Source organism: Paenibacillus taichungensis, assembly GCF_013359905.1.
Lineage (GTDB): Bacteria > Bacillota > Bacilli > Paenibacillales > Paenibacillaceae > Paenibacillus > Paenibacillus taichungensis.
On the sequence record NZ_JABMCC010000118.1, the window covers coordinates 77,640 to 97,602 of the forward strand.

At 46.6% G+C, this 19,963-nt stretch carries 22 protein-coding genes; 5 read left to right on the forward strand and 17 right to left on the reverse strand.

Translation table 11 applies throughout. From position 1 onward, the window contains the following. Nucleotides 1-150 precede the first annotated feature (150 nt). From HP548_RS23515 to HP548_RS23540, 6 genes are all read right to left on the reverse strand, one after another. Nucleotides 151-1,041 carry a tyrosine recombinase gene (locus HP548_RS23515; protein WP_076291904.1) on the reverse strand — a complete coding sequence of 297 codons (891 nt, stop codon included), beginning with the start codon at nt 1,039-1,041 and terminating at the stop codon, nt 151-153. A 73-nt stretch (nt 1,042-1,114) separates the two neighbouring features. Further along, nucleotides 1,115-1,357 (reverse strand): DUF4227 family protein, encoded by a 243-nt coding sequence (locus HP548_RS23520; protein ID WP_024630960.1) that lies wholly within the window; start codon nt 1,355-1,357, stop codon nt 1,115-1,117. A gap of 157 nt (nt 1,358-1,514) precedes the next feature. Further along, complete coding sequence (fur, locus tag HP548_RS23525; RefSeq protein WP_063565729.1) at nt 1,515-1,982, reverse strand: ferric iron uptake transcriptional regulator; 468 nt, start codon at nt 1,980-1,982, stop codon at nt 1,515-1,517. 108 nt (nt 1,983-2,090) lie between these two features. Continuing rightward, the gene (gene spoIIM / locus HP548_RS23530; protein ID WP_076291903.1) at nt 2,091-2,720 is read right to left on the reverse strand and encodes a stage II sporulation protein M; all 630 of its coding nucleotides are present in this window, start codon (nt 2,718-2,720) and stop codon (nt 2,091-2,093) included. Nucleotides 2,721-2,907: 187 nt separating this feature from the next. Further along, the gene (locus HP548_RS23535; RefSeq protein ID WP_409347674.1) at nt 2,908-4,128 is read right to left on the reverse strand and encodes an endonuclease Q family protein; all 1,221 of its coding nucleotides are present in this window, start codon (nt 4,126-4,128) and stop codon (nt 2,908-2,910) included. Beyond that, nucleotides 4,128-4,703: an NUDIX domain-containing protein gene (locus HP548_RS23540; RefSeq protein WP_076291901.1), complete on the reverse strand. Its 576-nt coding sequence runs from the start codon at nt 4,701-4,703 to the stop codon at nt 4,128-4,130. The genes HP548_RS23535 and HP548_RS23540 overlap by 1 nt, the downstream gene beginning before the upstream one ends. 121 nt (nt 4,704-4,824) lie before the next feature. On the opposite strand from HP548_RS23540, the gene HP548_RS23545 reads away from it, so the two are divergent. Then, nucleotides 4,825-4,959 carry a Z-ring formation inhibitor MciZ gene (locus tag HP548_RS23545; protein WP_143764840.1) on the forward strand — a complete coding sequence of 45 codons (135 nt, stop codon included), beginning with the start codon at nt 4,825-4,827 and terminating at the stop codon, nt 4,957-4,959. Nucleotides 4,960-5,086: 127 nt separating this feature from the next. Here the strand turns inward: HP548_RS23545 and HP548_RS23550 are convergent, their stop codons facing one another. Then, a complete protein-coding gene (locus HP548_RS23550) occupies nt 5,087-6,220 on the reverse strand; it encodes a tripeptidase T (protein ID WP_076291900.1) in 1,134 nt (377 codons plus the stop codon). An 83-nt stretch (nt 6,221-6,303) separates the two neighbouring features. Here HP548_RS23550 and prli42 point away from each other — a divergent pair, with 83 nt between their 5' ends. After that, nucleotides 6,304-6,405, forward strand: a complete 102-nt coding sequence (gene prli42 / locus HP548_RS23555) for a stressosome-associated protein Prli42 (RefSeq protein ID WP_090810668.1) — start codon at nt 6,304-6,306, stop codon at nt 6,403-6,405. A 27-nt stretch (nt 6,406-6,432) separates the two neighbouring features. On the opposite strand, the gene lipB is transcribed toward prli42, so the two are convergent. The 5 genes from lipB to lpdA form a co-directional block, all read right to left on the reverse strand. Continuing rightward, a complete protein-coding gene (gene lipB, locus HP548_RS23560) occupies nt 6,433-7,140 on the reverse strand; it encodes a lipoyl(octanoyl) transferase LipB (RefSeq protein WP_175383055.1) in 708 nt (235 codons plus the stop codon). A 166-nt stretch (nt 7,141-7,306) separates the two neighbouring features. Beyond that, entirely contained in the window at nt 7,307-8,761 is a 1,455-nt protein-coding gene (locus HP548_RS23565) for a dihydrolipoamide acetyltransferase family protein (RefSeq protein ID WP_175383056.1), read from the reverse strand. A 48-nt stretch (nt 8,762-8,809) separates the two neighbouring features. After that, the gene (locus HP548_RS23570) at nt 8,810-9,796 is read right to left on the reverse strand and encodes an alpha-ketoacid dehydrogenase subunit beta (RefSeq protein WP_024630968.1); all 987 of its coding nucleotides are present in this window, start codon (nt 9,794-9,796) and stop codon (nt 8,810-8,812) included. Between the two features lie 2 nt (nt 9,797-9,798). Next, complete coding sequence (locus tag HP548_RS23575) at nt 9,799-10,827, reverse strand: thiamine pyrophosphate-dependent dehydrogenase E1 component subunit alpha (RefSeq protein ID WP_099858198.1); 1,029 nt, start codon at nt 10,825-10,827, stop codon at nt 9,799-9,801. Nucleotides 10,828-10,966: 139 nt separating this feature from the next. Continuing rightward, complete coding sequence (gene lpdA / locus HP548_RS23580) at nt 10,967-12,391, reverse strand: dihydrolipoyl dehydrogenase (protein WP_099858199.1); 1,425 nt, start codon at nt 12,389-12,391, stop codon at nt 10,967-10,969. Between the two features lie 244 nt (nt 12,392-12,635). Here lpdA and HP548_RS23585 point away from each other — a divergent pair, with 244 nt between their 5' ends. After that, entirely contained in the window at nt 12,636-12,959 is a 324-nt protein-coding gene (locus tag HP548_RS23585) for a DUF2627 domain-containing protein (RefSeq protein WP_076291896.1), read from the forward strand. A gap of 186 nt (nt 12,960-13,145) precedes the next feature. Continuing rightward, entirely contained in the window at nt 13,146-13,493 is a 348-nt protein-coding gene (locus HP548_RS23590) for a potassium channel family protein (protein ID WP_024630972.1), read from the forward strand. 8 nt (nt 13,494-13,501) lie between these two features. Here HP548_RS23590 and HP548_RS23595 read toward each other — a convergent pair whose 3' ends face one another. Then, complete coding sequence (locus tag HP548_RS23595; protein ID WP_076291895.1) at nt 13,502-13,714, reverse strand: hypothetical protein; 213 nt, start codon at nt 13,712-13,714, stop codon at nt 13,502-13,504. 184 nt (nt 13,715-13,898) lie between these two features. Between HP548_RS23595 and HP548_RS23600 the strand changes: the two genes are divergently transcribed. Then, nucleotides 13,899-14,492, forward strand: a complete 594-nt coding sequence (locus HP548_RS23600; protein ID WP_024630974.1) for a thymidine kinase — start codon at nt 13,899-13,901, stop codon at nt 14,490-14,492. A gap of 223 nt (nt 14,493-14,715) precedes the next feature. Here the strand turns inward: HP548_RS23600 and HP548_RS23605 are convergent, their stop codons facing one another. The 4 genes from HP548_RS23605 to HP548_RS23620 form a co-directional block, all read right to left on the reverse strand. After that, nucleotides 14,716-15,192 (reverse strand): hypothetical protein, encoded by a 477-nt coding sequence (locus HP548_RS23605; RefSeq protein WP_024630975.1) that lies wholly within the window; start codon nt 15,190-15,192, stop codon nt 14,716-14,718. 539 nt (nt 15,193-15,731) lie between these two features. Beyond that, nucleotides 15,732-16,376 carry a hypothetical protein gene (locus HP548_RS23610; RefSeq protein WP_099858200.1) on the reverse strand — a complete coding sequence of 215 codons (645 nt, stop codon included), beginning with the start codon at nt 16,374-16,376 and terminating at the stop codon, nt 15,732-15,734. Nucleotides 16,377-16,601: 225 nt separating this feature from the next. Continuing rightward, a complete protein-coding gene (locus HP548_RS23615; protein WP_076291893.1) occupies nt 16,602-17,639 on the reverse strand; it encodes an NAD(P)/FAD-dependent oxidoreductase in 1,038 nt (345 codons plus the stop codon). A gap of 157 nt (nt 17,640-17,796) precedes the next feature. Beyond that, complete coding sequence (locus HP548_RS23620) at nt 17,797-19,782, reverse strand: AraC family transcriptional regulator (protein ID WP_175383057.1); 1,986 nt, start codon at nt 19,780-19,782, stop codon at nt 17,797-17,799. Between the last annotated feature and the right edge of the window lie 181 nt (nt 19,783-19,963).

Here is a 19,963-nt window from a genome sequence, read left to right on the forward strand (position 1 = left end):
CGTCTGTATCCGCAAATGGCATCAATCAAAACTACACGCTGAAATGATGCATTCGCTTATGTATAACGGCGTTTAAATGTGTTCAATTTATTTTATCCTAAATCAGACTATTGTTCCGCTTTTTTTTGCAGATTTATATCCAAGTAGAAACTATTTTGCCCGCGGATGATGAGATTCATAAATCTCTTTCATCGTTTTGCGGCCATGATGTCCATATTGTTGCCCAGGCTGCTCCACATGACCGAGCATGTCCTGCACCGCGCGGGTATCTGCCCCACTGGCAATCAGGTGAGCGGCAAAGGAATGACGTAGCGTATGTGGGGTAATTTCACCAGAGATTCCCGCATCCATCGCTGCTTTTTTGAGCAGCTTCCAGAAGCCCTGCCGGGTTAATCTTCTACCGGATACGTTGACAAAGAGAGCCTGCTCGTCCGTATCATTTTTAATTAGCAGGTTTCGGTACTCGTTCACATAAACACTTGCCCACTCTGCTGCAGGCGCACCTATTGGCAAAATTCGTTCTTTACCGGCACCTCCACAGCGGATAAAGCGCATGCCTGGCTGTACGTCCCGCACATCCAGTGCAATCAGTTCAGATACACGAATGCCTGTCGCATACAATAGCTCCAGCATGGCCCGGTCACGCACCCCTTGCGGTGAACGGGTATCGGGGGATGCGAGCAGCAATTCGATCTCTTGGATGGTTAACACCTGCGGTGGTGTCTTGTCTGCTTTTGGAGCCTCCACATCAAACGTAGGGTCCTGTAATATGTCACCACGCCGCATCAAAAAATGAAAATAGGAGCGCAGGGATACGACGCTGCGGGCAATGGTTGCATTCGCACGTCCTGCCTGTTTCTGCTGACCTACAAACAGGATAACATGTGTCCGGCGCACCTGCTCCGCTTCCCGGATACCGTATTCTTTATCCGCAAATTCGATGAACTTGTCCACGTCCCGAAGATACGATTCCAGCGTGCTGCTCGACATCCCTTTATCCTCTTCCAAGTATAAGGCATAGGCGTGTATCGTCTGCTTCATGCACAACGCTCCTCATCTGACAGGACTGCCACACGGGCAACCTGCTTCCGTATTTGCATCCCTGGCTGTCCAGCTACTCTCCGTACCAATAAAATAAACGGAGACGCTCTGCCATTGTAGGACGTCCTTCCCCGTTACTTGGCCAAACCGTTTCCTGAAATACTTTAACCGCATTTCCTGTTGGCATCTGATATTGGTCCACAGGTGAGATCCATCCGTTGAACAAATCCAGGACATGATAGAACAGATAAACTAATGCAGCAAAAAATACGATAAATCGAATAAAACGGAGTCCTCTCCGCAGCGATATAATCATGGGTTGTACCCCTTTCTGGTTCGAATCCGACTCGTCTAGAATCAGGGTATGTTACCGAACACAAGAATATGACCTTCAGGGTAAACCTCACATCACACGCTGGACCAAAAAAGCTCTCCCGTCAAAACCGCCGGTGAGAGCTTGAAGATATGCTATGTTATTCTTCGTCTTTGGGCTTCTGGTCATTTTTAGCTTTGCAACGGTAACAAATCCCATGGAAATCCAATCGGTGATCTACTACCGAAAAGTTAAATTCCCGCTCCAGTCGCTCTTCAAGCGGTCCAAGCCAGTCTTCACGTATTTCATCCATACTTCCGCATTGAACACAGATTAAGTGATGATGGTGATGCTTGGATGTATCTCCGCGTAGATCATAACGCGCTACACCGTCGCCGAAGTTGATTTTCTCTACAACATGCAGCTCACTCAGCAGTTCGAGGGTACGGTACACGGTTGCGAGACCGATTTCGGGAGCCTTTTCTTTCACGAGCATGAATACGTCTTCTGCGCTCAGATGATCTTCTTCATTCTCAAGAAGTACTCTTAAGGTGGCTTCCCGCTGGGGCGTTAATTTATATCCTTGGGACTGTAGTTGCTGCTTAATTTTATCGATCCGTGCTTCCATTTTCTCCCTCCCCCTAGGAAATCACTGCACACTGCAACTTAACCCACTTCTTTCATTATAGGGGGAGTACATAATTAAAGTCAACATTTTACACTATCACGCGCAAAGCTAAGCTGGTAGTAGCATCGGTGTGACCCAGCGCATCATCGCAGGTGTAACCCATGTTTCAAATGACGCAACCCCTAGCAGCAGTGCTGCCATAACGAGAGTTAACACCATATATGAAGCAAAAGGCTTCTGACGACCTGGCGTCCGCTGCATCAGAACACGGTTCCGAATAATGTATAAGGAAAAGGTCATGGCCGACACACTGCAAATGAGCAGTACCGGAATCACGAATAAATTATGAGGCGCAACGGAAACCAGGGCAAACAACAGCCCTTTCCATGAATACTGTCCGACAAGGTAACCCACTGTAAAACCAATGAGCACTCCTTTCAGAAAATCCAGAACCAATATGCCCGGCAGGCCGATGACCGATAAACCCAGAATGAAGATCAGGCCAACCCACTTTAGATGAAGCATGGCAATGTCCCAATAGGTTCCGGTCTCAATCACCTGTCCGCTGTGCTGTACCGTCATGAAGAAGTTACCGAGGTATCCCTCCAAATCCTGGCGTTGTTCAAGGGATAGGGCATTAACCATCAGGGCGCCAAAAATGACACCCACCAGAAACAAGACAGCCACGAATACATATAAAGAGGTTTGGCCTTTGAATGTGAAGTAGGCAGAACGCATACAGGTACGAGTCCCCTTTCCGGTTATCATGCTGCAAGGATGTCGAGTGAAATCCTCATAGTCATTCTTATGAACCGGAATGCACACGTATGACTTCTTGTCCAGATTCCAATTTCTTCTTCATGACAAAATGCCATTCCCGTACCAATGATGCTAACTTCACTTTATGACCCTACCGCAAACTTCTCTACTCTGAACTTTCCTTGCTGGACACCTTTCCGTAAGTGCCCCCACCACCAGATGACAATTCCAGTTGACCATTCCGCGCAGCAACGATAAGACCTGCAAGAACTGGCCCAACGACCTCTGCAAGTTCATCCTCGCTTGTGCGATGTAATACGTTCATTTCCGTACCTAAGCGGTCCAGCAGCTGGCGCAGTTTAGCTTTTCCCAAACCCGGGATAAATTCCAAAGGTACCTGATAGTGATAAGCAGGTCGGTTTGCTGGAACATGCGGACTCTCCCGATCAGCGATTGCCATTATACGATCGAGTACACCCTGCACAAGCTTCAAACTACCACAATATGGACAGCGTTCCGCCGACATCCAATGCTCGTCCATAATGCTTCCGCAGGATGCACAATAGGTACGATGGTATTTGCCTAGTCTTGGATTCAAACCGTAATTGGCTGTAATGTTTCTGCCTGCTTGTCCTTTAAGTGCCATACTAAATTCGTCAAAGGAAGGCTTCGCGAGATGCAACTCATTGTACTCTCGTCCAATCTTGCCCAGAGAATGAGCATCCGAGTTGGTCAGAAAGGGGACCTTATCCAGTTCCTCAATATAACTGGCCATGGATGAATCAGAGCTTAGCCCGAGCTCAACGGCATCAATCAGGCTAGTATCCAGCACATCAGCCATACGAGGGGCTGTGCTGCCATATATGCCTTTATGCGGGGTAAACGCATGGGCTGGCACAATAAGCCCACCACGCGCCTTTATCTCGACCTGCATCTCAAGCGCGGGTACATATACCCGCTGTGAACTCAGGTTTACATTTTTCATATAACGTTTCATCCAGTCCGTGAAGGACTTCATGGTTTTCAGATCACGGAAGTAAGCCAGCATATGAAACTCCCGCATCCCCGGCTCGCGCAGCTCTATTTCTGTACCCAGCAGGATGGTTGTGTCCTGATACGAAATGCCCCCTCCCTCAAGCTCGGACATCGTGCCGTTCTCAAGCAACTGTTCGATGTCCATCTGTACAACCGGAGAGTGACAATCAATGACACCGAGTAGATGAATTCCTTTGCGATCCGAGGCTTCTCTAGCAATGTTCTCGAAGGTCAGATCACGGCTTCCACTGATTTTAACAGCTTCTCCGCGCGAAGTTCGTCCAATGTGAATATGGAGGTCTGCATAACAAGGCTCCCACCCTGCAGACGCTACCTGTTGCTCATTCATCATTAAAACCGTCCTGTTGTTCTGTAAAGATCCCATGCATACACAGCCATCATCGTTTTGGCATCACTGATCCGATTCTGATCCATCAATTGATAAGCCTCTTCAATTGTAATCTCGGATACTTCAAGAAATTCATCTTCGTCTAAAGCCATGTCCCCTGCTTCGAGCTCCTCCGCGATATACAAATGGATGATCTCATCCGCAAATCCTGGCGAAGTGTAAAATGAACGCAGATGCCGCAGTGATTTGGCTACATAACCGGTTTCTTCGCGCAATTCACGCGCTGCTGCCACTTCAGGTTCTTCTCCTGGGTCCAGTTTGCCTGCCGGAATCTCGACTTCGGTACGTCCCATGGCTTGACGATACTGATCAACGACGAGCATACGATCTCCATTCAGCGCGAGGACAGCCACTGCTCCAGGATGACGGATGATCTCACGGGTAGCAGTCTGACCGTTAGGCAGCTTGACTGTGTCGACTTGAAGGGAAATGACTTTGCCCTCGAAGATGGGCTTTGTCGATATGGTCTCTTCGTCAAGTTTTGGATTGGCAGGATGCTTATGATTGGTTGGGTTCATCTGTTCTTCAACTCCACTTCTTCGAATTTTGATTTTCTTTATACGTATAAACCTCTGTTTTTTGGCATATGGTGAGCTTATAGCGATTTCAAACAAATATAGCAAATCAGGGGGACAACCAATGAACAGTTATTTAACACCGCAATCCGTACACGTGGTCGGACAAGCCAGACAAGTCCAGCTCATACTCAGACAATGGGTGCGTGAGTGGGGTCCAGATGCCAAATTAATCGATATGCTCGCTGGACGTAAATGATACTGTTCTTGGTCTGCAATACCCATGAAATATAACATGGTTTTGCCAAAAAGTCCGAACTCGGTTTGTACCGGATTCGGACTTTTCAGTTGAAGCATGGGGGAGTTTCACCCTCAGTCTTTTTGGATTACTTTTTACTAGCAGCCGTTTCCTGAATAATAGCCACAACCACTTCAGATAGTTTCACAATATCCTCAGCGCGGATGCGTTCTTTCGTCGTATGGATGTCCTCATAGCCTACAGCCAGGTTGACCGTAGGTATGTTGAACCCATTGAAGATGTTGGCATCACTGCCACCACCGGATGCAAACGTGCTCGTCTCCAGCCCCAGGCTCCGAATGGCACGCTGTGCAAGCTGAACAACCTCGTGTTCATCATGGAAGCCAAATGCAGGATACAGGATCTCACTGCGGAATTCAGCGGTTGCACCATATTTGCGGCATGTCGTTTCCAAAGCTTCACGCATCTGGGCCACTTGAAGTTCTACCTTCTCCTGCACAATACTGCGGGCCTCAGCCTCAATCTGCACAAAATCGCAGACGACGTTTAGTGCTGATCCACCCTGGAATTTGCCGATGTTCGCTGTAGTCTCATCATCAATTCGTCCCAGCTTCATCGCTGCAATTGCTTTGGCCGCCACTTGAATGGCACTGATGCCGTCTTCCGGATTCACACCCGCATGTGCGGATTTCCCATAGATCTTCATCTGAATTTCCGCTCTGGCCGGAGCAGCCACACAGATTGTACCCACGGCTCCGTTGGAATCCAGAGCATAACCGAACTCGGCTTCAATATCCTTCGGATTCATTGCACGTGCACCAACCAGACCCGACTCTTCACCTACGGTAATCACAAATTGAATTTTTCCATGTGGAAGGTTGTTCTCTTGAATAGCTCGAATCGCTTCAAACAAAGCGGCAATCCCCGCCTTGTCATCTGCACCCAGAATTGTCGTGCCATCACTGCGAATCCAACCATCTTCACCCAGCTCAGGTTTAATTCCTTGTCCAGGCGTTACCGTATCCATATGACATGTGAAAAAGATTGGTGCTGCTTCTTCAGTATTCTCGGCTTCCCAGGTAACCACGAGATTACCAGCGCCATGTCCAGTTTTCTCCATGGTGTCGTCCTCATATACACTGAGGCCCAGCTGAGTAAACTGTTCTTTTAACACTTTTGATATATTTTGTTCATGGGTTGTTTCACTATCAATCTGCACCAGTTCCATAAAATGATCAATAACACGTTGCTGTTTTATCATAGGACTTTCCTACCTTTCTTCGATACGGTACAATACAATTACTATGGTCTGTTTATTTATTTGTTGAAAGGAGTTCTCTCATCATGCAAAAAAAGAAATGGTTCCGCATCATTATCTATCTCATGCTGCTCGCCATGATTGGGTCCACCCTTTTCATTGCGCTCGAACCTTTATTGTTCGGATAGAAACCTGAAGCCTTTTAACTGTCTGATTTACAGACGGGGAAGGGCTTCTTTTTCTGTAATCCAGGTAATCTCATACGGGAAAATCCGATTAAAATATGGAACGATATCGTGCGCAACCTGTTCTACAGTGTAGGTCTTGGCTGTAATATCCTCCAACGAGGTCACACCATACTGCTCAATCCCGCAAGGAACAATACCCTGAAAGCCTGCGTGCTGAATGCCCGAGGTGATATTAAAAGCAAATCCGTGACTCGTCACGAAGCCGCGCCGATGTTTACACCGATTGAACTTTACACCGATGGCGGCAATTTTTAAATCTCCAATCCATACACCTGTGTAAGAGTCTTTACGTCCCGCTTCAATACCCTGATCAGCCAAATAATCAATAATCATCTGCTCCAGACAACGTAAATAGCCATGCAAATCCAAGGCTTCATCCCGCCCAAGAACAATTAACGGGTATCCTACCAACTGGCCAGGGCCATGATAAGTAATATCACCGCCACGGTCAATTTGAAACAAGGAGATGCCTTGCTCCCGCAGTTCGTCTTCACTGAGAAGCAGGTGCTCCGGGTGATTCTGTGAACCGATCGTATACGTCGGCGGATGCTGGAGCAACAGCATCTGTTCCGCTCCTTCTCCCTCATCCAGTTGCTGCACAATCGCTTTCTGGCGGTTCCAAGCCTCTTCATAATCAAGCATCGGTATGTATACCACATCCAGCGGCTTGCTCATGATTCCCCCACACCCTTCTGTTTCAATGTTCATTGTATAATGATGAGCATTCTATTGAAGAAAACGGGAAAAGTGCACGGCCATTGGCACATACACTTTCCCATTATCCATCTATTCAGCGCTTGGCATCATTTGTAACTCATTGAAATGATGCACTTGCTCTCTCTTAATACACGTTCGATTCCATGGTGTATCCTTCAAGATTCTCTTTTACACGTTGCAGGAACCGTCCGCTAATGACTCCATCCAGAATACGATGGTCCAGGGAGAGACAAAGGTTCGCCATGGAACGGACAGCAATCATGTCATTAATGACCACAGGTTTCTTGACGATCGACTCAAAGGTAAGAATCGCTGCCTGCGGGTAGTTAATGATAGGTTGTGACAGAATGGACCCAAATGATCCGGTATTGTTAACCGTGAAGGTTCCGCCCTGCATATGGTCCAGCTTCAACGTGCCTTCACGAGTTTTGCGTGCCAGCTCATCAATTTCACGAGCTAGGCCAGCGATGTTGCGCTGATCAGCATGTTTAATTACAGGTGTAAGTACAGAGTCTTCTGTACCCACTGCCATCGACAGGTTGATATCCCGTTTGACAATAATTTTGTCAACAGCCCAGACGGAGTTCATGATTGGGTAGTCTTTAATGGCATTGACGACACCCTTCATCATGAAGGACAGATACGTCAGGTTAATACCTTCTTTGCGCTTGAACTCATCCTTGAGTTTGTTGCGCAGCATCACCAGATTCGTCACATCCACTTCAATCATCGTCCACGCATGAGGAATTTCCGATACGCTTTGACGCATATTACGAGCAATGGCATTACGAACTGGAGTAACGTCGATGAAGTATTCGGATCTTCCCTGTCCGCCACCCTCTACTTCGATTTGCGGAATTTTCGGACTTTCGGTCAGATGTATACCGGAATGTCTCACAGGAACGCCTGCGTCAGCTGCTGGAACTGTTTCTCCGGCAGATGCGCCCAAGTCTGCATTCCCCCGATTCAATCCGCTGAAAGGAGAACCTGAAGGTGCTGCTGAAGAGACCTGCTGTCCTGCTACAGTAGAAGACTGTGCAGACGTTGCGCCCGCGTTTCCACCCTGTGCAATGACAGCCAGTACATCCTTACGTGTAATCCGTCCACCTGCTCCAGTGCCCTGAATGCTCTGCAAGTTCAGACCATGTTCAGCTGCAAGGGATTGAACCGCAGGAGAATAGCGGTTACGCATCGGCTGATTGGGATCATGAGCTGTTGTACTCGCTACACCAGCAGCAGGTACGTAGTTCGCACTTTGTTGTGCATGAACATGATCACCATTCTGTTGCTGCGAAGCTTGGGTTACTTGTCCTGCTGCTTCCGCATCAGAAGCAGCTACCTGCATGCGGCAGATGGCTTCGCCAACCGCAATGGTCGTACCTTCCTCGACCAACAAATCACCCATAATTCCATCAACGGTTGATGGAATCTCTGCATTGACTTTATCCGTAATTACTTCACAGATCGGTTCGTATTGTTCAACCCGGTCACCCGGTTTTTTCAACCATTTGGCAATGGTAGCCGAGACCAGCGATTCCGCCAGCTGCGGCATAATGACCTCGATCCATTTCATACTCATTGGTTATATCACTCCAAACTTTGCTTTTAAACTATCTCAATACACGACTTAATACTCGGCGAGTGTACGCATCGCTTCCTTGGCTTTATCCTTGCTCAGCATATAGAATTTCTCCAATGTTGGGCTAATCGGCATTGCCGGTACATCCGGTCCGCAGAGACGCTGAATCGGCGCATCCAGCTCGAACAGACATTCTTCACTGATGATAGCCGCAACTTCCGCTCCTACACCACCAGTTTTATTGTCTTCATGCACAATCAGCACTTTGCCAGTCAGACGAGCGGATGCAATGATGGCTTCGCGATCAAGTGGCTGCAATGTGCGCAGATCCAGTACATGGGCAGTAATGCCTTCCTCACGCTCCAGCTCTTCGGCAGCCTGCATGACAAAATGAAGTGGCTGGCTATACCCGATAACTGTAATATCTGCTCCTTCGCGAAGCACGTTGGCTTTACCAATTGGAACGATGTAATCATCTTCCGGCACATCTTCCTTGATCAGCTTGTAACATTTTTTATTTTCAAAAAAGAGAACCGGGTCCGGGTCGCGAATGGCTGCTTTGAGCAGTCCCTTCGCATCGTATGCCGAGTATGGAGCTATAATTTTCAGACCTGGTGTGCCAAAAAAGATCGATTCCGGACATTGGGAGTGATACAGCCCACCAAAAATACCGCCGCCAATTGGCGCACGAATAACAATCGGGCAACTCCAGTCATTGTTGGAGCGATAGCGAATTTTGGCCGCTTCACTAATAATCTGATTTGTTGCAGGCAGCATGAAATCCGAATATTGCATCTCGGCAATAGGTTTCATACCGTACATCGCAGCGCCAATAGCTACACCTGCAATCGCTGATTCGGACAAAGGTGTGTCCATGACACGCATTTCGCCGAACTGATCCTGCAACCCTTTGGTTGTAGTGAACACACCGCCTTTAACCCCGACATCTTCACCAAGGATAAAGACATTTTCATCCCGCTCCATCTCTTCTTTCATCGCGAGACGGATTGCATCAATATATTCCATAACCGCCATACTTACCGTCCCCCTTCTTCGCTGTCCGCATAAACGTGCGTCAGAGTGTCCTCAGGTTTCGGATATGGCGCGTTGTCTGCGTATTCAGTCGCTTCTTTCATTTCCAGCGCAAGCTGGGAAGCCAGATCCGCATCCCGGGCTTCGTCCCAGATGCCGCAATCGATCAGATAGTTCTTCATGCGAAGCACGCCGTCCTTCTTCCAATTCTCTTCAACCTCTTCCTTGGTCCGGTATGCCAGATCATTGTCGGAAGTGGAGTGTGGAGACAACCGATACATCATCGCTTCAATAAGTGTAGGTCCTTCACCAGCGATTGCGCGGCGACGAGCTTCTTTGACTGCACCATATACTTCCAGCGCATCGTTTCCGTCTACACGCAGTCCCGGGAACCCGTAACCTAGTGCACGATCCGATATTTTCCCACTCAGCTGCTTGTGAATTGGCACCGAGATGGCATACTGATTGTTCTCACACATAATGATCACAGGAAGTTTATGAACACCTGCGAAATTGGCACCTTCGTGGAAATCTCCTTGGTTGCTTGACCCTTCACCAAAAGTTACAAAAGAAACGAACTCTTCCTTCTTCATTTTGGCAGCCAATGCAAACCCTACAGCGTGCGGAACCTGTGTCGTAACTGGACTGGAGCCCGTTACAATCCGCAGCTTTTTGTGACCGAAGTGACCCGGCATTTGCCGGCCGCCACTATTCGGATCTTCCGCCTTCGCAAAAGCAGACAGCATCAGCTCACGTGGAGTCATGCCGACCGCCAGTACAAAGCCATAATCGCGGTAATACGGTAAATAATAATCGTGATCCCGGTCCAGACCGAATGCAGCGCCTACTTGCGCAGCTTCCTGTCCTACACCGGATACGTGAAAGTTAATTTTGCCGGCCCGCTGTAAGAGCAAGCAACGCTCGTCAAACTTGCGTGCGAGCAGCATGTATTTGTACATATCCAATACTTCACCATCGCTAAGTCCCAGCTGTTCATGCCGATGGACCGCGTCTGCAGTACCTTTTGAACTCATATGAGGTACCTCCTTTTAATCAGAGCCTATGCCCGTCTTACTACCCGATCTTATAACCTGGTACTAAGACTTGGCTTAACCTTATTATAATCCCATTTACCCAAAAAAGGAAAGGACCTTTCTCATAAGCCTGTCCGGCTTACATTCCAATCGATTTTCCGTCTACTGCCAACATGGCTTCACCCATGATTTCCGATAAAGTAGGGTGAGGATGGATCGTCTGTCCCACTTCCCAAGGTGTGGCATCCAGCATTTGAGCCAAAGAGGCTTCAGCGATCAGTTCCGTCACATGGGTACCGATCATATGTACTCCCAATATATCATTCGTCTTAGCATCCGCGATTACCTTCACGAATCCATCCCGACTTCCATGAACCAAAGATTTTCCAATCGCCTGGAACGGGAACTTGCCTGTCTTCACTTCATAACCACGCTCTTTGGCCTCGCGCTCCGTGAATCCGATACTCGCTGCTTCCGGACGAGTATAGACACAGCGCGGGATTCGATGTGATTCGACGGCATGTACCGTTTCACCCGCCAGATGATTCACTGCCAAAATGCCTTCATGACTCGCTGCATGTGCTAGCTGTAATCCGCCGATGACATCGCCGATTGCATAAATGTGTCCCTCACCCGTTTGAAGATGTTGATTCACGGCAATAAACCCGCGTTCGAGTTTGATATCTGTATTTTCGAGTCCGATATTTTCGACATTGGCCTGGCGACCAACCGACACCAGCATCTTGTCCGCTTTCAGGGTCTCTTGCTTCTCGTCCCCCAGCTTGACATCAATCTGAATACCGTCTTTCTGTATGCTATATGTCTCTGTCAGAACGCTAGCGCCTGTTAGGAAGCGAACACCGCGTTTCCCAAGCAATCTCTGCATTTCCTTGGCTACATCTTCATCCTCTGCTGGCAATACATGAGCAGCAGCTTCAACAACTGTAATTTCGACGCCAAAATCATTCAGCATGGAGGCCCATTCGAGGCCAATTACGCCACCACCAACAATGATCAGAGATGCTGGTAATTCATCCATTCGCAAAGCCTCATCACTGCTCATGATGTATCGGCCGTCTGGCTCAAGACCTGGCAGTACCCGTGGGCGAGACCCGGTAGCAATAATGAGGTTGGTTGGCACAACCGTATCCATCTCGCCATCTTCAAACTCGACAGCCAAAGCACCGCTCTGAGGGGAGAAAATGGAAGGTCCGATTACGCGCCCTTTAGCGTGTACGACCTGAATTTTATTTTTTTTCATTAAATACTGCACACCTTGATGAAGCTGCTCCACAATTGCATCCTTGCGCGCCTGAACCTTCGGAAATACAAGTGTTGCTCCAGCAGTTTCAATCCCATACATTTCGCTCTCTTGTATCTCAGCGTACACTTCCGCACTTCGCAGCAACGCCTTGCTCGGAATACAGCCACGATGCAGACAGGTGCCCCCTAGCTTATCCTTCTCGATAATAACAACCTGTTTTCCTAACTGTGCGGCACGGATGGCAGCAACGTACCCTCCCGTTCCTCCTCCAAGAATGGCAACATCACATGTAATTGGCATCTTTAATGTTCTCCTCTATCCATATAATTTCAATACAATTTCAATATATTTGTAAGATGATGATTCAAATGATTCTCTTTCTCATAGACGTTATCTGTATTCCATTGTACTCCCCTTGAGCAGTCAACTCAAAATTTGACCCTGAAACGCATGGACAGCTTCTGAAAACCAAGCTATGATGGAATCAGGTATGACCTGTAAGCGCAACCTTTATTTTACGTCAACCTCAGGCAGAAGGAGTTTAATGGTGATGAATACTAGACTGATCTTTGCACGATTTGTGGCGATTATTGTTCTGGTCATTCCCGGGTTAATGGCAATGAAGGGTTTTCTAATGATGAAGGACGCCCTTTTCCTGTATTATGCCGAGCATGGGAACGAGCAGATCTCACCAGGTTTTCAATGGCTCTCCTTTGGTGGAGGACTTGTCCTGTTCGCCGCAGGCATGAGTTTTCTGGGAGGCTGGATTCTGTTCCGTGACCGCAAGCGTAATTATGTAGGACCCCGTTTTCGTTCAAAAAACACACCATCAGCCGACAAAGCAGAGACGCCCGGTACGACTTCCTGAGTCCGGGCTTTTTGTCATTTCTTCTGGCTCCGCAACATTTCAACATCCCAACCTTACATCTGCCTTTATATGCGTTACTTGATCAGGTATAATGCTTATTTATTCAAACAGGTATTTTGCATAAATTCAGAGTTAGTATCTTGAATATGCACAATGCCCACTCTTCCATAGACAGGATGGATCAACATGGTCTCGTTTATCATTACACTAAAAAGATTGCTTAAAGGCATTTTCCATGCCTTCAAGGACCAGAAGTTCCTGGCTCTGTTTGTATTAACTGCGGCGACACTTCTCTCGGGCACGTTATTCTATACTCGTGTTGAAGGTCTGCACTGGATTGATGCCCTCTACTTCTGCGCAGTAACTCTAACAACGGTGGGACATCCGGATTTTGTACCATCGACCGGATTCGGCAAGGCATTTACGGTCATCTATATGTTTGCAGGTATCGGCCTCACCTTCGCCATGATTGCCAGAATTACAGCAGGTATTCTATTTCCCCGCAAATTGCAGACAGAAGAGAACCCGGAGTAATCTCCGGGTTATTCGTATAATGCATCCCGCAGCTTGGTAGACATGCGCGACTCTTTGGAAGAGGACTTCAGAATCGTTCTGCGCAACGTCAGATTACTGGCTTGCAGCCGCTCCGCTTCAGCGAACAAGTCTGCAAACAACGCCTGCGTAGCTTCGTCAAGGACTGACTGCCCTTTCAAACGTTCATATCGCTCTTGTAATTCGGATAATGCTTCACTCATCGTTAACACCTCTTTTCAATCGCTCCTGGCTTATGCACTACACTGCCGTAACCAACAGCTTAACAATCCATATAGTAACACAAAGCTGCTTAGATTAGTTCTGGCTCTTACTAAAGATTTTGTGGTACTCTGTAATGGTCGCTTTTTTTTGTTGAATCCCGCATGTGAGAGGAGTAGCAGAACTGTGCAAACAGGACGAATTACCGTAATTACAGGACCTATGTTTAGTGAAAAATCCGGTGAACTCATTCGCCGTTGTCAGAAATTAATTCAATTTGGCCGTAAAAAGGTCGTTGCTTACAAACCTGCCGAAGATGATCGGTTTGCCCAAGACGAGATCGTTAGCCGTATCGGCTATCGTCTGCCTGCCCATTCCATTCCCCGGCAATTGACCCCGGAATCCGTAGAAATGATCCTGACTCAGACCAAAGATGCTGATGTTGTTGCATTTGATGAAGTGCAATTTTTCAGCAGTGCCATCATGGAACTGGTCTCCGAGCTAGCCTACTGTGGCAAACATGTCATTGTGGATGGACTGAATATGGATTACCGTGGCAAGGAATTCGGATATGTAGGCGGTTTGCTCGCCATGGCTGATGACATTGAGAAACTGTCGGCATTCTGTGCCGTATGCGGAAGCCCGGATGCGGCTTTCACCCAGCGTATCGTTAATGGAGAGCCTGTAACGCTTGGACCAGTCGTCATGATTGGCGATTCAGAAGCTTATGAGCCGCGCTGTCGCTGCTGCTTCATTCCTCCTCACAAAGTTGAATGCTGAGCTGACTCAGTTATTCAATAATCAATCTATAGGTTCTGATCGGCGGTATCTGCTGCTACAGGTTTCCTGAGATTTCAAAAAAAGCCCCTGTGGGCTTTTTTTATTATAACTCCTTTTTACCAGCATGCCCTTAATATACTTCTCCATATCTCGGTCACGCGCTCTTTCTGTGCACACAAAAAAGCACCGCCTCACAGCGATGCTTTCCATTCGTCATCTCCCGCTAGTCCCGGGAAACAAAATATTTGTTGGTCATGTAGTAAGCGTCGCCACGCGACGTTTCTACCATTCCTTTTTTGGCATCCAAAAATACAATCTCTTTGCACTTGGTGCAATACCATTTGGTGCGCTTATATGGAGATTCCGTAACATATGCCGTGCCACATTTACAATCAATCTTCATTAATAACTCGGTTGATTTATATGCGCTGGACAAGCGTTCCATGTTATCCTGCTGCTGTGTAGGCATAATTGTCTGCTGATAATCCGATAAATGATTCTGAACTTTAAAATCTGCTACCAATCCTGCATTCAATCCAAAAAACTCCTTGCCGATTTCGGTCACGAAGCGCTTCTCATTTCTGTAGCAATCCAGCCACTCAATAATCTGCTTATTTGACAGTGGAACCGTACCCTTGATACCGCTGTTTAAGGTGTAGGTCATGATGTATAAAGTATCGTCTTGTCTACCTGAGTACATTAGAATCCTCCTTCGAATACATTTGCTAATGTACTACAAAAACGCTCATAAATCAAAGCAATGTTATTTCCTGAGCGTATCTCTTCCTTATTAAATGGGTAACATTCCTCGATGTTCCGCCACTGATTTACAAGAACTGCATACACCTGCAACATTTCCCTGGGAAGTCGCATAATGCACGATGGACTTCACTTTTTTACTACAGATGGAACAATATTGCCTCCTTTCCTTCCTAGGAGTGTAATCGGATAGGTTTACTACGTTTGAGTTTGATTTGAACCTGCGTACAAAGTTCAGCCATTTCATCTCTTTCTCTCTCTTCCTTGTTTGCCTTCTAAGGGGTAAATTGCTTATGCTTGGGCAAAAATTGATCCTGCATTGGTTATGTATACGATTCCAAGTTGTGCATGCCTATCTCATAATCTATTCGACGTTTTGAGCCTTTTTCCTGTTTTTGATCTCTACACATACAAAAAAAACCGACAGAACCTGCCTCAAACCTCTTGTAGGAGAAAGGAACTTCCGTCGGTTAACTTGCCTTATTTATAAAACGTTCCAAGAACCTCCAGCTCAGGTGAGCGCTCAATTCGAAACGGATAGATATATCCCTGATTCAACTTCACAAACTTTCGACTCCACAGATCAAGTCCAGTTGTAAATTGGTACGCCTGATATATAAACTTGGAACAATAGTTTCGTTCAATGCTGCGCAGATTTGTCTGCAATCGGTAAAATTTCACCTGCTTGTAATGATCCTGTACCCACTGCGCTGCCTTCACACCAGCCTGATTGAAATGGGAACGAAACACAATGAAACGATCTCCCTCATAAAAGCGGGTGATGTACCAATCCAAGGAATCGGCAAACACAGGACCATAAGGGTGTACGTGATACACTTTACCGTCGAGTCCAATAATCCCCATATGCCCAGCGTAATAAGTTGATTCTGAACTTGGCGTATATAAAATATCTCCCGGCTCCAGCTTCATCTGGCCTAAAGCGGTAATGGGCAAATCCTGATGCAGTCTTCTGGCCGCTGAACGTGCGCGCCGGCCCTCCACCAATAGTCGATGCATTTTTCCAGCAACAGCGAGATAGACTTCCGACCATTTGATCCGTTTTTTCTCAGGGCCTTTGAACCACCGATGAATAAATGTGGATATACGTTGAGATTCTTTTTTCATATTGTGCACTCCACTCTAATCTGTTTGACGTTTCTTGATGTTTCTCCTCACTTCTAAGGCTCATTATAGACAGTTGATGATGCATGTTCAATTCCGGTGCCTGTTCTATGTTGTGCAATTCGAGGAGGTTCATACCGAAAATGGAAACAAAAAAAGCAATTCCGGCATTAGCCAGAACTACTTCGTTTGATTTGAACAATTGGAGTTGAATTATATGAAGAGATTCTATTCTTCCACAACACCAAGTGCTTTATTTTTCTCCTTGAAACGGCTGTTATGGGAAGACACATAGGCAACTTTATCCGCCTCAGGATCCATATACAGTTTTGCACTGTTTACCGCGAGGGCAGCATCCGTAAATGTACCAGCAATCAGATACAGTTTACTTCCGTAATCTACAAAGTCTCCTGCAGCGAAGACGCCTGGAATATTTGTTTGCAGCTTCTCTGTTGTAGTGACATGCCATTCACCAAGATCAAGTCCCCAATCCCGGATCGGGCCAAAATCACTCTTCATGCCGTGGTTAACGATAATCGCATCCACATCAAGGACTTCACTCTCACCTGTCTCAACATGGGATATCGTCACCTGTTCGATGATCTCCCCACTTTGACTATGTAGGGTATCAACGGCGTATGGTGTACGAATATCTACTGAGGATTCTCTCATCCGCAGTACATTACGCTCCAATCCACCAAAACGGTCACGACGATGCACTACCGTCACTTGTTCTGCCAGTGCTTCAAGCTCATTGGCCCAATCCACAGCGGAGTCACCCCCACCAGAGATCAGTACCCGTTTGCCACGGAAAGGCTCCAGCTCCTGTACTGTATAGTGAAGATTGGTAACCTCATAACGGTCAGCGCCTTCAAGCTCCAGCTTCGCCATTTTATATATACCATACCCGATCGCCAATATGACGGTACGTGTCCAGTGTTGTTCTCCTGTACTCGATGTCAGCAGAATCGTGCCATCAGGCTGACGCTCGAATCCTTCAATTTGCTGTTCAAACACAATCGTTGGCTCAAATGTTCTCGCCTGTTCTTCCAGCTGTTTAATCAAATTTTCACACAGAATTGGAGTGACGCCGCCAACGTCCCAGATCATTTTCTCTGGATAAAAGAGCATGCGACCACCCAATCTATCCCGCGCCTCAATCAACTTGGTCTTCATATCACGCATCCCGCTGTAAAATGCAGAATACATGCCGGCAGGCCCCCCGCCGATAATTGTTACATCATATAATTCCAAATGCTGATCCATGTAGTTACCTCCATCAGTTCGGTCCAAAGCACTCGACTATTTGATATCGATTCTCATTATCACTCTTTTCCTAGTCTAATGGGAAACTTATCAAATTACAATGGCTAAAATTCAAACATTTCTTATACAAAACTACTATCGGTTATTTATTTGTTGATTACTTAACTTTGGAAGCTGCCAATAGATGCTCGACAACGAAATCGATTTGCTTGTTGATGGAATAGATATCCGAGTAATAGAAGAAATCAAAGTCAATTTCGATTAGACGGCCTTCTTTGATAGCGGGTATGCTATTCCAGATTGGGTTATCGTTAAGGTTATCTGCGCCTTCATATACTGAACGAAATACGTAGTCTCCCATATATTCAGGAAGAACTTCCATGGACAAGGTCGAACCTGCCGCGTCGGAAACGACGTCAATTTTTTTCTGGACCGCTTCAGGTGCTTTCATTTCCAAGTACTCGTATATAGCCTGAGATCCTCGGCCGTACTGCTTACTTTCTACAATGACCATCTCTTTCAGTCCACCCTCGACGATGGAGGCCGTTTTGTCCAGTATGCCTGCATCAGCAAGTGTTTTCTTGCTCTCTTCAACTTTACTGTTAAGATTGTCGATTAAAACGTCTGCTTCCTGTTCTTTGCCGAAAATGCTAGCGATACTATGAAGTCTTTCTTCCGTTGTCATTTTCTCATATGGGACATACACCGTTGGTGCAATATCTTTTAATAGCGTGTAAGTCTCTTCTGAGGGAACAATGATCAAATCCGGGTCCAGATCAATGACAGCCTCAGGGTTTGGTTCAAACCAGGTGCCTAGTGAATTTACACCTTCAAGCTCATTCTTATATGCCGCCCCATCAAAAACGTCAGACGTCGCAATAGGCTTAATTCCTAGCGCTACAACATCTCCTTGAAGATAAAGTACAACCACCCGTTTAGGATTTGCCGGAACAACAACATCACCTTTAACCGTGGAGATCGTGCGTGTTCCATTTTCATTGTTCGTTTGATTACCTGATTCTGATGATGAAGATGTGGCTGTGCTCGTAGATGAGTTCGTATTCGTTCCTTCCCCCGTAGCTGTTGTTGTTGCAGTGCCAGCGGAGCATGCCGATAAAAGCATTGTGATGCTTAAAAGTGCAACCAAAATCATGCTGGAGCTTGCTTTTCTTCTTTTCATTGATGTAGACCCTCCGTCTATATATTGATAATGATTCTCATAATCAATATATCCTCGCTTCCATCTCCAGCCAATGGACGATTCGGAGAATTGTAATGGATGATCCTCTGCCAGGGTCTGGTCTCTTATTTTCCGCTGATAGAGTGTGGGAGATAGGCCCACATGTTTTTTGAAAATGCGGCTGAAATAATACACATCCGTGTATCCCACTTCTGCCGCGATTTCGCGCAGGGTTGCATCGGATCGCACAAGCAGATTCTTGGCCTTGGTCAGTCTCGTTTGAATGAGATAATCAATCGGGCTGTGTCCTGTCTTTCGTTTAAACTGCATAGATAAATGACGGGAGCTGTAGTTGAATTGTTCAGCCAAAAAATCCAAAGTCACCTGTTCCCTATAATGTTGCTGAATGTAGCGAAGTGTTTGCTCAATAGGGTCTGGAAGCACTGTCCTGACCTCCTGCTCTGCCAATTGAAACAACAGCTCATGAATGAATTGGTAGAACAAACTTTTCACTTGCAGCAAGTCCAATCTGCTCGCCTGATCCCACGCTTTCTCCAGTTCACCAAAATAGCGTAATATAGCAAGAGGATTGCTCGGCGTAAACCCATATTGCAAAGAGAACGGAGCAACCTGAACCTGAGGAGGTTGTGATAACCTCCATGTTTTACGATGAGTTGGGAACGCAAGGAATGCCCTGTAGAACAGCAAATAATATTCAAACTTTTCGCTCACCCGAATATCCAGTGATGACCCTTTACCACTATGCAGAATACAGAATCGCTGTGCTTCGTGTGTTTTCCCATCCAATATAAGTTGTGCTGCACCCCGAATGCTGTATATAAAAGCGTTTGCCGGAAGCAAATAGGATTCCTGTATCTCCCCTGCCTCCATGACGATCCGGCGTATATCCAGAATTTTAACAGCCGCTTGATTCCAGCTATGCATCTGTTCGTTTAATTGCATCGATTACTCTCCAATCCCAGTCTCACCAGGAACAAAGACCTTGTTCAGGTCATTATTCTGCAAACCATCCTTAACCGAAGCGTTATAGTGGTTCACTATTATTCCTCATTATAGATGATAATAATTTTCATTATCAACTGTATTTTGACCAGGATTCAATTTCACCAACCAATGATCCGAA